General features: G+C 63.3%; 12 protein-coding genes. 5 read left to right on the forward strand and 7 right to left on the reverse strand.

Features of this window, described 5'->3' with window-relative positions; genetic code table 11:
• Positions 1 to 55: 55 nt before the first annotated feature.
• On the reverse strand, positions 56 to 1,000 hold the full coding sequence (locus tag DSM107133_RS19735; RefSeq protein ID WP_243253541.1) for an IS110 family transposase: 945 nt from the start codon (positions 998 to 1,000) through the stop codon (positions 56 to 58).
• A 539-nt stretch (positions 1,001 to 1,539) separates the two neighbouring features.
• Here DSM107133_RS19735 and DSM107133_RS19740 point away from each other — a divergent pair.
• The 3 genes from DSM107133_RS19740 (at position 1,540) to DSM107133_RS19750 (ending at position 4,378) form a co-directional block, all read left to right on the forward strand.
• Positions 1,540 to 2,496 carry a helix-turn-helix domain-containing protein gene (locus DSM107133_RS19740; protein ID WP_240310504.1) on the forward strand — a complete coding sequence of 319 codons (957 nt, stop codon included), beginning with the start codon at positions 1,540 to 1,542 and terminating at the stop codon, positions 2,494 to 2,496.
• A gap of 129 nt (positions 2,497 to 2,625) precedes the next feature.
• Positions 2,626 to 4,149 (forward strand): aldehyde dehydrogenase family protein, encoded by a 1,524-nt coding sequence (locus DSM107133_RS19745; RefSeq protein ID WP_114293359.1) that lies wholly within the window; start codon positions 2,626 to 2,628, stop codon positions 4,147 to 4,149.
• 70 nt (positions 4,150 to 4,219) lie between these two features.
• Positions 4,220 to 4,378, forward strand: coding sequence for a hypothetical protein (locus tag DSM107133_RS19750; RefSeq protein WP_162792015.1), 159 nt, complete (start codon positions 4,220 to 4,222; stop codon positions 4,376 to 4,378).
• Between the two features lie 209 nt (positions 4,379 to 4,587).
• Here the strand turns inward: DSM107133_RS19750 and DSM107133_RS19755 are convergent, their stop codons facing one another.
• The gene (locus DSM107133_RS19755) at positions 4,588 to 5,274 is read right to left on the reverse strand and encodes a 3-oxoacid CoA-transferase subunit B (protein WP_114293360.1); all 687 of its coding nucleotides are present in this window, start codon (positions 5,272 to 5,274) and stop codon (positions 4,588 to 4,590) included.
• Complete coding sequence (locus DSM107133_RS19760; protein WP_114293361.1) at positions 5,271 to 5,978, reverse strand: 3-oxoacid CoA-transferase subunit A; 708 nt, start codon at positions 5,976 to 5,978, stop codon at positions 5,271 to 5,273. Before DSM107133_RS19760 ends, DSM107133_RS19755 begins: the two co-directional genes overlap by 4 nt.
• 109 nt (positions 5,979 to 6,087) lie before the next feature.
• Between DSM107133_RS19760 and DSM107133_RS19765 the strand changes: the two genes are divergently transcribed.
• Complete coding sequence (locus DSM107133_RS19765) at positions 6,088 to 6,843, forward strand: IclR family transcriptional regulator C-terminal domain-containing protein (protein ID WP_114293362.1); 756 nt, start codon at positions 6,088 to 6,090, stop codon at positions 6,841 to 6,843.
• Positions 6,844 to 6,852: 9 nt separating this feature from the next.
• Here DSM107133_RS19765 and lpdA read toward each other — a convergent pair whose 3' ends face one another.
• Genes lpdA through DSM107133_RS19785 form a run of 4 tightly spaced genes read right to left on the reverse strand, consistent with a single transcriptional unit; the run spans position 6,853 to position 11,656 of the window.
• Positions 6,853 to 8,226, reverse strand: a complete 1,374-nt coding sequence (gene lpdA / locus DSM107133_RS19770; RefSeq protein WP_114293363.1) for a dihydrolipoyl dehydrogenase — start codon at positions 8,224 to 8,226, stop codon at positions 6,853 to 6,855.
• Positions 8,223 to 9,488, reverse strand: a complete 1,266-nt coding sequence (locus tag DSM107133_RS19775) for a dihydrolipoamide acetyltransferase family protein (protein WP_114293364.1) — start codon at positions 9,486 to 9,488, stop codon at positions 8,223 to 8,225. The genes lpdA and DSM107133_RS19775 overlap by 4 nt, the downstream gene beginning before the upstream one ends.
• A gap of 1 nt (position 9,489) precedes the next feature.
• A complete protein-coding gene (locus DSM107133_RS19780) occupies positions 9,490 to 10,422 on the reverse strand; it encodes an alpha-ketoacid dehydrogenase subunit beta (RefSeq protein WP_114293365.1) in 933 nt (310 codons plus the stop codon).
• Position 10,423: 1 nt separating this feature from the next.
• Positions 10,424 to 11,656: a thiamine pyrophosphate-dependent dehydrogenase E1 component subunit alpha gene (locus DSM107133_RS19785; RefSeq protein ID WP_114293366.1), complete on the reverse strand. Its 1,233-nt coding sequence runs from the start codon at positions 11,654 to 11,656 to the stop codon at positions 10,424 to 10,426.
• A 221-nt stretch (positions 11,657 to 11,877) separates the two neighbouring features.
• Here DSM107133_RS19785 and DSM107133_RS19790 point away from each other — a divergent pair, with 221 nt between their 5' ends.
• Positions 11,878 to 12,339, forward strand: a complete 462-nt coding sequence (locus tag DSM107133_RS19790; protein WP_114293367.1) for an Lrp/AsnC family transcriptional regulator — start codon at positions 11,878 to 11,880, stop codon at positions 12,337 to 12,339.

Here is a 12,339-nt window from a genome sequence, read left to right on the forward strand (position 1 = left end):
TGATGTATAACGAACCTGCCCCCCACCAAAGCCCGGAATCAAGTATCCGTCTTGGTCAAGGGTGTTTTGGTGTCCATTCTCTGTTTTCGCTTATGAGAGTGTTTGCGAGGATCAGGAGTTTTCGCATGAGGACGGCGAGCGCGACCTTGTGGGGTTTTCCGGCGGCTCTGAGGGCATCGTATTTCTGGCTCAGATCGGGGTTTCGCTTCATGGCGACGAGGGCGGGCATGAACAGGCTCTCGCGCAGGAGCCTGCGCCCGCCCTGGATGTGGGCCTTTCCGCTCCACTGACCGGACTGACACGTGATCGGCGCGAGACCTGCGAGCGCCGCGATCTGCTTTGACCCCAGAGTGCCGATCTCGGGGCATTCGCTGAGCAGCGCCCGTGCGGTGATGGCACCGATCCCGGGGATCGAGGTGAGAATGCCGGTTGCCCTGGCGCGTTCCGGGCAATCGCGGTTTCGCCGTTCGATTTCGGCGTTAAGCCTGTCGATCTGGTGGTTGACCTGACGCAGGCGTGCCCGGGTCAGGCGGCGGGTCACGTCGAGCTGTTGCGTGCCAAGGCGGTTCATCAGCGCGGTACGATCCCGCACCAGCCCGGTGCGGGCGACATGCAACTCCTTGATTTCACGCTGTTTGGGGTCGGTTGGCTGGTCCGGAACCAGCTCCAGCGCGCGCCCCATGAGCGCGAGCATGCGGGCATCGACCGCGTCGGTCTTAGCGCGTGTGCCGTGGGCCTGCGCGAAGCGGCGGGCCTGCAGCGGGTTCACCTTGACGAGCGGCAGGCGGCCTGAGAAATGGCTCTCGAGGCGTCGGTGGTAGGGGCCGGTGGGCTCGAAGACCACGCGCTCCGGCGTTGTCTGCCCCAACCAGCGCTCGAAGGCGCGCAGGCCTGTCGCGGTATTGTCGAACCGGGCGTGGGTTGCGGTGCTGAGCCGGTGCGCGTCAAGATGCGCTTTCGAGATGTCGATGCCGATGGTATCGTTGATCATCTTCGTCATGTCCTTTGCTTGTCGTGCAGAGCCTGTGAGCTGCTGCGTATCCGTTCAGGCCTCATGCGAAGACGACGGGCGATCTCACTTGATTACGGTCCTCGAAGACCTGGCCGCAGACGATCCACCCGTCGCCGGTGCCTGCGATCCAAAAGGTGGCTGGCACCGGCTCCACCTTCGCAGAAGAGCCACGGAAAGTCTGAGACAAGGCACGAAGTGCCGCCGGGCAGCGCCCGACCGCCCCATGGGCGGGCGCTTCCTCACCGTGTTTCACCTCTTCTCCCGCACGCCAAAGACGAGAAATAAAGTGGCGTCCGCTGGCATTCCGATGCCCACCCGCGGTCAGGCACTGCCCTGTGTGGGTAGATCATTCAGGGCTCAAACAGGCCGTTCGCTGCTGCCTGCGCGAACGGACGCTTTCCCTCTTGGCGTCAGTTTGCAACCTGAAAGCCAAACCCACCCTACCTCCCCCCGAAGACCCAAGACTGTTGCGTGCTCAAGGGTAACGCCTGTAGGCTACCCCGCAACAGCCACCACCCGAGGTCACAGTGTCCCGCGAACCCTCTCATGCCGACAAGGTCCTGCAAGCGACGCAATCGTCGTCGGCTGCGGCACGGTCGCAGATCGCGGCAAGCTGGCATCGCTCGGTGCGCAAACACGGGCTGAACCCCGATGAACACCGCGCGCCAGAACGGATCGAACAATCGGAACTGAACCACCGACGCGCGGCGTTGGACAAGTTCATGATGCTGGCCGCCCCACGACTTGATGCGCTGTATACGCTGGTCGGACAGTCCGGCTTTGCCGTGTTGCTGACCGACAAGGACGGCGTGGTGCTGGACCAGCGCATTTCCGACGCCGACGTTGATGCATTTGAAAACTGGGGCCTGTGCACCGGCGCAGACTGGAGCGAGGAACGCGAGGGCACCAACGGGATCGGCACCTGCCTGACCGAACGCCGCCGCGTCATCATCCATCAGGGCGACCATTTCCTGTCACGAAATACAGCCATGAGCTGTATCGACGCGCCGATCTACGGGGCCGATGGTGCGATCATCGGCGCGCTGGACGTGTCGTCCGCCCGCGCCGACCAGACCGAGGCGTTCAACCGGCTGATCAGTGCCCAGGTCGCACAGACCGCCCGCGCCATCGAGGAAGCCAATTTTCGCAACACCTATAATCCCGCGCGGATCATCACCGCAGGCGACGACGCCGAAGGCGCCACGCTGTTGGCGGTGGACGACAGCGATCTTGTGGTCGGGGCCACCCGCGCGGCACGCACGCTGTTTGGCATGGCCGGCACCGGCCCGCTGATTGCCCGCCCCGCCGCCGATGTGATGGGGCGCGAAGACGGGCCCACCGGCTTTGAACGCGCCGAACGCGACGCGGTGAAACGCGCGCTTGCGCGTGCCGGTGGCAATGTTTCACAGGCCGCGCGCCAGCTTGGCGTGGGCCGCGCCACCCTGTACCGGCGCATGAAGCGGCTGGGGCTCGACGAAACCTAGCCGCGCCTGTCTCATTGCTGAGACAGTTTTCCCCAACTTTCGATTTCCGCCCGATGACAGCGCGCGTTTGTGCCGTCAGCTTATGCGCAATCCGGGAGGGAGACCCGGTATTCTCAGGAGGAACCACACATGAAAGATCTCGCACATACCGAATCCGGCACCTACACATCGCCGTTCAAGACCCGTTACGACAACTTCATCGGCGGCGCGTTCGTCGCACCCGTGAACGGGCGCTATTTTGAAAACGTCACGCCGATCACCGGCGAAAAGATCAACGATTGCGCCCGCTCGGACGCCGCCGACGTGGAACTGGCGCTGGACGCCGCCCATGCCGCCAAGGCTGCCTGGGCCAAGACATCGGTCACCGAACGCGCCAACCTGCTGCTGAAAATCGCTGATGCCATCGACGCCAACCTTGAGCTGCTGGCGCAGGCCGAAACATGGGACAACGGCAAGCCGATCCGTGAAACCATGGCCGCCGACATTCCGCTGTCCGCCGACCACTTCCGCTATTTCTCAAGCGTGCTGCGCGGGCAGGAAGGCTCGATGAGCGAGATCGACGCCGACACCGTCGCCTATCACTACCACGAACCGCTGGGCGTGGTCGGCCAGATCATCCCGTGGAACTTTTCCATCCTGATGGCCGCGTGGAAACTGGCCCCGGCGCTGGCGGCTGGCAACTGCATCGTGATGAAACCCGCCGAACAGACCCCCGCCGCAATCATGGTGCTTGCCGAGATCATCGCCGACATCCTGCCCGCCGGTGTGCTGAACATCGTCAACGGCTATGGTGCCGAAGTTGGCGCGGCGCTGGCCACGTCCAAACGCATCGCCAAGATCGCCTTTACCGGCTCGACCGCGACGGGCCGCACAATCATGAAAGCCGCCACCGAAAACCTGATCCCCGTGACGCTGGAACTGGGCGGCAAAAGCCCGAACCTGTTCTTTGCCGACATCATGCGCGAGGATGACGCGTTTCTGGACAAAGCGGTCGAAGGGTTCGTTCTGTTCGCCTTCAACCAGGGCGAGGTCTGCACCTGCCCGTCGCGTGCGCTGGTGCACGAGGACATCTACGACGCCTTCATGGAGCGTGTCATTGCCCGCGTCAAAGCGATCAAACACGGCGACCCGCGCAATCCCGAAACCATGGTGGGCGCACAGGCCAGCAAGGCGCAGCAGGACAAGATCCTGTCCTATTTCACCATCGGCCGCGAAGAGGGCGCCGAAGTGCTGATCGGCGGCGCGGCGGCCGCGTTCACCGGCGAATTGTCGGGCGGCAACTACATCCAGCCGACGATCCTGAAGGGCCACAACAAGATGCGCGTGTTCCAGGAGGAAATCTTTGGCCCCGTGGTCTCCGTGACCACATTCAAGGACGAGGCCGAAGCCCTCGCGATTGCCAATGACACCATGTACGGGCTGGGCGCCGGCGTGTGGTCGCGCGACATGAACACCTGCTACCGCGTCGGCCGCGCGATCGAGGCGGGCCGGGTCTGGGTGAACAACTACCACGCCTACCCCGCCCACGCGGCCTTTGGCGGCTACAAACAGTCGGGCATCGGGCGCGAAAACCACAAGATGATGCTGGACCACTACCAACAGACCAAGAACCTGCTGGTCAGCTACAACCCCAACAAGCTGGGCTTTTTCTAAGACGCGAAAAGCGGCCCCCTGCGCGCGCAGCGCGGGGGCATCCAACCATCGCAAAACCAAACTTTCGTGCATGTCAAATGCGGTTTGGGCGCTGGCGCGGGACAACACGTGGTATCGCGAGGGCGAACAGGCCGCGCGGTATCTGCAACGCCCTGCCATCGCGGTGGACGTGCGCAACGCGGCGGCGATGATTGCGATCTGCAAGGACCGGCTTGCGGGGTTCAGCTGACCACACAGGGCAGCGCCCGACCGCGGGTGGGCGCAGATACCCTCGTTTATGCCACTTTATCTAACCGCTTTGGCGTGGGGCTTTAGAGGCGCAAGACGGCGAAGAAGCGCCCGCCCATGGGGCGGTCGGGCGCTGCCCGGCGGCACTGCGTGCCTTTGTTCCGGGCTTTGGTGCATGGCGGCAATGTCCCGCACAGCGACCACCCGCCCCTACAGCGCAGGCACCACCAGATCACCCACTTCGCCGTCGCGGTGCAGTTCCGCACCCGTCACCGATTGCAAATCCTCCAGCGACACCGCCGCCAGCTTCTCGCGCAGCACAAAGCGTCCGCCGGTCACGTCCACCACGCACAGCGACGTATAGACCCGCGTCACACAGCCCACGCCGGTCAGCGGCATGGTGCAACTCTCGACCAGCTTGGGCGCGCCCTTCTTGGTCACGTGGTCGGTGATCACCGCCACCCGTTTCGCCCCATGCACCAGATCCATCGCACCGCCCACCGCAGGCACGCCACCGCGCCCGGTGGACCAGTTCGCCAGATCCCCGTTCTGCGCAATCTCGTAGGCGCCCAGGATCGCCACGTCCAGATGCCCGCCGCGCACCATGGCAAAGCTGTCGGCGTGGTGGAAAAACGCGGCACCGGGGTTCAGCGTGATCGCCTTTTTGCCCGCGTTGATCAGGTCCCAGTCCTCGTCCCCCGCCGCAGGGGCACGGCCAAAGCCCAGCACGCCGTTCTCGGTGTGAAACACCGCCTCGCGGCCCTCGGGCTGGAACTTGGCCACCATCTCGGGAAAGCCGATGCCAAGGTTGACATAGGCACCGTCTTCGATGTCCTGCGCCGCCCGCCATGCGATTTGCGCGTTGCTCAGTTGAATGTCATTCAGATCAAGGCTCATGGGTACACCGCCTCTTGCCGGTTCAGGACTTCTTCCTGTTGGGGGTTGGGAACATGGACCACGCGGTTGACGAAAATCCCCGGCGTGACCACATTTTCGGGGTCCAGATCGCCCGCAGCCACCACATGCGACACCTGCGCGATGGTCACCGCCGCCGCCGTCGCCATCACGGGGTTAAAGTTGCGCGCGGCCATGCGGTAGGTCAGGTTGCCCATCGGGTCGCCCTGCTCGGCCTTGATCAGCGCAAAGTCCGCCTTCAGCGCGCGTTCCTGCACATACATGCGCCCGTCGAATTCCGCCACCGGCTTGCCCGTCGCCAGATCGGTGCCATAGCTGGTGGGTGTGTAAAACGCGGGTATCCCCGCACCGCCCGCGCGCATCCGTTCGGCCAGCGTGCCCTGCGGGACAATCTCCAGCGCGATCCCGCCCGCCAGATACAGATCGGTAAACACCTTGGGATCAGCAGAGCGCGGGAACGAACAGATCAGTTTCGCCACCTGCCCCTGTTCGATCAGCGCCGCCAGCCCCACGTGCCCGTTGCCCGCGTTGTTGTTCACAACGGTCAGGTTTTTCGGGCCTGCGTCGATCAGCGCATGGATCAGCTCGATCGGCGCGCCCGACCCGCCAAAGCCGCCGATCATCACGGTGGCCCCGTCTGGAATGTCCGCAACGGCCTGCGCTGCGGTGGTCACTGTCTTGTCCATCGGTTTCCCCTTAAACCCAGTCCCGTTGATTTCAGGCAATCTGCACAGTCGGGCAAGAGATTTCGTTCGCATATTGAAACTTGTTCATATAGCGATAAGATCCGTGCGCATGGCGAACAAAACAGACATTCTCGGCTCGCTGAGCAAGGGGCTTCAAGTGCTGGAATGCTTTGGCACCGAGCGGCCGCGCCTGTCGATTGCACAGGTGGCGGCGCTGACAGGACAGGACCGCGCCTCGACCCGGCGGTGCCTGCTGACCCTGCACCACCTCGGCTATGCCGCCTATGACGGCAAATATTTCAGCCTGACACCCCGCGTGCTGCGGCTGGGCATGGGGGCGCTGGCCGCCCTGCCCCTGCCGCAGATCGTGCAGCCGTGGCTGGACCAGCTGTCCGAGCAGATCGGGCAATCCTGTTCGGTGTCGATGCTGGACGAGACCGAAATCGTTTACCTCGCCCGCGCGGCACAGCGCCGGGTGATGTCGATCGGGCTGATGCCCGGATCGCGCCTGCCCGCCCATTGCACGTCGATGGGGCGCGTGTTGCTGGCCGCGCTGCCACCAGAACAGGCACGGCAGGTTATCGCCGCCTCGGACCTGACCCCGCGCACCGTGCATTCGCTGCATGATCCTGCGGACATCATGGCAGAAATCACCCGCGTGGGCCGACAGGGCTATGCGGTAATAGATCAAGAGGTCGAATTGGGTCTGCGGTCGCTTGCGGTGCCGATTGTCGACGCCAAGGGGCGCGTGGTTTCGGCGCTGAACACAGGCATGGCCAGCCTGCACGCCACGCCGTCCGAGCTGCGCGACACCTATCTGCCTGCACTGCTAAAGGTACAGGAAGGGCTGCAAAGGGTGCTGTGACAGCCCCGTTCAAATGTGCAGCGCCCGCCCCAAGCCTTTCATCGCCACCTCTTGCACGGTTTCGCCAAGGGTCGGATGCGCATGGACCGTGTCGGCGATATCGGTCAGCGTCGCCGCCATCTCAAGCGCCAGTGCAAATTCTCCGGCCAGTTCCGACACGCCGGCGCCCACCGCCTGAATGCCCAGCACCAGTTCGGTGTCAGCGTCGTAAACCACGCGCACGAACCCGTCATCGCGCCCCAGCGTCATCGCCCGCCCGTTGCCCGCAAAGGGGAACATCGCCACGGCGCTGTCGGGCGTTTCCTCGGGCAGCAGGCCGACGGTGACAATCTCGGGGTCGGTGAAACAGACCGCCGGAATTGCGCGTTTGTCCCAGTTGGTACGGTAGCCCGCGACGGCTTCGGCCACCAGCGTGCCCTGCGCCATCGCGCGGTGCGCCAGCATCGGATCACCCGTGACGTCGCCAATGGCATAGACCCCGTGCATCGACGTGCGACACCGGTCATCAACGTCCAGATGGCGGCCCGTCATGGTCAGCCCCAGATCTTCCAATCCGAAACCCTGCGTCACCGGCGCGCGCCCCACCGTCACCAGAACCTTGTCTGCCGCAATCTTTTGCGGGCCGTCATCGGTCGCAACAACCAGATGCCCCGTTTCGAACCCTTCGGCCCTGGCGTTACACAGAACCGTCACGCCCAACGCTTCCAGCCGTTGCATCACGGGGCGGGTCAGTTCGGCGTCATATTGCGGCAGGATGCGGCCCGCAGCTTCGACCACCGTGACCTGTGCGCCCAGTTTGGCCATCGCGGTGCCGATCTCCAGCCCGATATAGCCGCCGCCGACCACGGCCAGCCGCGCGGGCACCGCGTCCAGCGACAGCGCTTCGGTTGACGACAGGATATCGCCGCCAAAGGGCAGCGCCGGTATCGTCTGCGGGTGCGAGCCGGTTGCGATCACCAGATTTTCGGTCGTGATCCGCAGCGGACCGTCGGCGGTCTCGACATCCACCGTCTTGCCATCCACGATTTGCGCGCGGCCCGCGATGCTGCGCACCCTGGCCTTTTTCAGAAGGGTGCCGACCCCGCCGGTCAGCCGTTTCACAATGCCGTCCTTCCACGCAACCGTTTGGCGTAGGTCGATGGCGGGCGCAGTTGTGGTGATGCCCAGATCATTGCCCGCCGCCAGATGCGCGGCCACATGGAATTCCTCGGCGGCATGGATCAGCGCCTTGGACGGAATGCAGCCGATGTTCAGACAGGTGCCCCCTGCCCGCGCTTCTTCAACCACGATGGTGTCCAGCCCCAACTGCCCCGCGCGGATCGCACAGACATAACCGCCCGGACCAGCGCCGATAATCAGGATTTTGCAGCTTTCGTGCTTCATGCCTCGACCTCCATAAAGATCATCGCCGGATTTTCCAAAAGCCGTTTGACCAACGCGACAAAGCTGGCCGCGTCCCAGCCGTCGATCACCCGATGGTCAAAGCTGGCCGAGATGTTCATCATCTTGCGCGGCACGAATTGCTGACCGTCCCACATTGGGCGCACCGCCATCTTGTTAATTCCCAAGATCGCCACCTCGGGGTGGTTGATGATCGGCGTTGTCGCCAGCGCGCCCAGAGGGCCAAGCGAGGTGATGGTGATCGTCGATCCCGACAGTTCGTCACGCTTGGCCTTGCCCGTGCGCGCCGCTTCGGCAAGGCGCGCAATTTCGGATGCGGTGGCAAAGGGGCCAAGCGCCTCGGCATGGCGCAGAACCGGCACCACAAGCCCGCCCTCGGTCATTGTGGCCACGCCGATGTGCACCGGATTGTGGCGGGTTACCACGCCTGCATCATCGTCGAAATGGGCGTTCATTTCCGGATGGGTCAGCAGGGCACGGCACAATGTGGCGCTGACAAAGGGCAACATCGTCAGCTTGGGCTTGTCGCCGCGCGTCTGGTTCATCGTTGCGCGCAGGTCTTCCAGCGCGGTTACGTCGATTTCCTCGATCACGGTGATATGGGGAATGCGGCTGTTGGCCAGCGCCATACGGTCCGCAATCTTGCGGCGCAGGCCGATGATGCGGATGTCTTCCGATCCCTGACGTTTTCCACCGCCAGTCGAAGCCCCCCCCGGCCCGGCGGCAAAGACCGCATCAAGATCGCCTTGGGTGATCCGGCCCGCGGGGCCGCTGCCGGCCACCTGACGCAGATCAATCCCAGCGTTGCGGGCACGGGCGCGCACGGCAGGTGACGCCAGCGGAGCGACCCCTTCGGCACGCGGCGCGCGGGCGCTGCCGGATGCAGGCGCGGCAACGGCAGGGTTTGGTACTGGCTTTGACGCGGTCGCAGGCTTTGCTGTCTCGGCAGGCGTGTCCTGCTCTGGCTCAACCTCGATCTCTGCCGTCACATCGCCGCCTTCGCCGCCATGTTCGATTGTCACAAGCGTTGCGCCAACAGCAACGGTTTCTCCGATCTCGGCCCCCAGCGACACGATTGTGCCGGTGTACAGGCTGGGAATTTCCACCGTCGCCTTGTCTGTCATCACGGCAGCCAGAACGTCGTCTTCCTTGACCGTATCGCCCGGTTTGACATGCCATTCGACCAGTTCAACCTCGGCCACGCCTTCGCCGACGTCGGGAACGCGGATGTTACTTACCCCCATGTCAGTCCTCCATCACTGTGTTCAGTGCGCGCGAAATACGCGCCGTACTTGGGAAATAGTCCCATTCCTGTGCGTGCGGATACGGGGCATCCCAGCCCGTAATCCGCTGGATCGGCGCGCGCAAATGCCAGAAACAGGCCTCCTGCACCTCGGCAATCAGTTCAGCGCCAAAGCCGCTGGTGCGGGTCGCCTCGTGCACCACCACGCAGCGCCCGGTCTCTTTCACCGCAGCCTCGGTCACATAGACCATGGTGCCATAGGTCAGCACCGTCACGTCAGACCCTGCGCGCACCACCGCGGCCTTGCCCAGCGGAACGGTGTAATGCCCCTCGGGCACCTCGCCCGCAGGATGCGCCGACCACGGCACCGACTTGCCGGAATGGTCCCCGTAAAACGGCCCGTTGTAGAGGCGCTTGGGTTCGAGGAAGATCACCGGATCGGGGTCTTCAATGGCGGCGATCAGCAGGCCCTTGGCGTCATAGGGCGTGGCCGGAATTACCACCTTCAGACCCGCCACATGGGTAAACAGCGCCTCGGGGCTTTGACTGTGGGTCTGGCCGCCGAAAATGCCGCCGCCCGTGGGCATACGCACCACCATCGGGCAGGTGAACTGTTCGTTCGACCGGTGCCGCAGCCGCGCTGCCTCTTGCGTGATCTGGTCATAGGCGGGAAACATGTAATCCGCGAACTGGATTTCCACGCAGGGCTTCATCCCCTGCGCTGCCATTCCTACCGCAAGACCTACGATGGCACTTTCGTTGATGGGTGTGTCGAACACCCGTTCCTCACCGTATTTCTTCTGAAGCCCCGCGGTGCAGCGGAAAACCCCGCCGAAATATCCGACATCTTCGCCAAATACGATCACCGACGGGTCACGCTCCAGCGACACATCCATCGCGCTGCGCAGCGCCTCGATCATGGTCATACGCGCCATCTTAATGCCCCATCTCTTGCCGCTGACGCCGCAGATGCGGGGGCATCTCGGCATAAACGCCGTTGAAGATATCCGCCGGCGCGGTCGGCTTGGGTTTGACGAAGGTGCCGTGGGACTCAACGGTTTTCTGAACCTGCACCACCTCGTCCAACAACTCGGCCTCGGCCTGGACATGGCGTTCTTCGGACCAGTCGCCGCGCGCGATCAGATGCGCCTTGAGCCGCGTGATCGGGTCGCCCAGTGGCCACGCTTCTGCCTCGCCCTTGGCGCGATAGGCCGATGGATCGTCCGAGGTGGAATGGGCCGCTGCGCGATAGGTGAACCATTCGATCACGATGGGGCCGTGACCGCTGCGGGTGCGGTCAATGGCCCACCGCGACACGGCGAGCACGGCCAGATAATCGTTGCCATCCACACGCAACGCCGGAACCCCGTAGCCCAAGGCGCGCGCGGCATAGGTGTCGCCCTTGCCGCGTGCGACGGCGGTATTGGTCGAAATCGCCCACTGGTTGTTGACCACGTTCAACACCACCGGCGGCTGATAGGTCGAAGCCGACAACAGCGCGCTGTGAAAATCGTTCGACGCCGTGGCCCCGTCCCCGATCCAGCCGGTTGCAATCTTGCCATTGCCGCGCAACGCACAGGCCATTGCCCAGCCCACAGCCTGTACATATTGCGTGCCCAGATTGCCCGAAACCGAGAAATACCCGTAATCGCGTGCCGAATGCATGATCGGCAACTGCCGCCCCTTCAGCGGGTCCAGATCGTTTGAATACAGCTGCCCCATCAGCGCCTCCAGCGGATAGTCCGCCGCAACAAGCAGGCTTTGCTGGCGATAGGTGGGAAAGTTCATGTCGCCCTGCTCCAGCTGCCGCTGGAAGCCGCAGCCAATCGCCTCTTCACCCGTGCATTGCAGATAGAACGACGTCTTGCCCTGGCGCTGCGCATTCAGCATGCGCCGGTCCAGCGCGCGCATCTTCAACATGTCGCGCAGCCCCTGCCGCAACGTGTCGGCAGATACTTCGCCCAGATAATCGGCCCAGGGGCCATGCGCGGTGTTGTCGTCGTCCAGCACACGGATCATGCCCACCGCATAGGGCCAGCAATCATGTCCTTCGATGTCCATCGACGGCACGGGCAAGCTGCCGACGGGCGGGATTTCGATATTGGAAAAGTCCGGCGCTTGGTCGGGCCGTGCGGGCGGGTGCGGAAAGCTGAGTTTGACTTCGCTCATGGTGCGGGCATCCTTTTTGCGGCGTCTTATGCCGCGATTATACCACTTTCTTTCGATTGCAGGGGCGGCCCGTGCGGCACAGCCGGTTCAGGCATACACCCTTGCAACAGTGTTACGCATGATGATGAACCCGACATGCGGCATTTGCTTGCCTATTCAGCTACAGATATGCTGTATATGCGCATGACTCCGTCGAGTTATTGATATTTTTGGGTTGAATTATGCACGAACTGGACGAAACCGATCTGGCCATCCTGCGCACCATGCAAAGCGATGGCAGCCTGTCGGTGACCGAAATCGCCGAACGGGTCGGGCTGTCGCAATCACCCTGTTCGCGGCGCATCACGCAGATGCAAAAGACCGGTGTCCTGCAAGGCAGGCGCGTCATGCTGGATGCGAAAAAGCTGGGTTTCCAGACGTTTGTGATCGTTCGTATCCGGTTGCACAGCCACGAGAAAAAGACGCTGGACGCCTTTCGCACCGCCGTGCGTGGTATCCCTGAAATCCAGACCGCTTTGCTGATACTGGGTGATTTTGATTTTTACCTGCGCGTCGTGGTGCGCGATATCGAGCATTATCAACACCTGATGCAAAGCAAGCTGGTGGCGCTGCCCGGCGTGCGCGAAATGCAAAGCTCGGTGATTGTCGAAGTGGTCAAGGACACCTCGGCGCTGCCGATCTAG

The sequence above is a fragment of the Pseudosulfitobacter sp. DSM 107133 genome (genome assembly GCF_022788695.1).
Taxonomy (GTDB): domain Bacteria; phylum Pseudomonadota; class Alphaproteobacteria; order Rhodobacterales; family Rhodobacteraceae; genus Pseudosulfitobacter.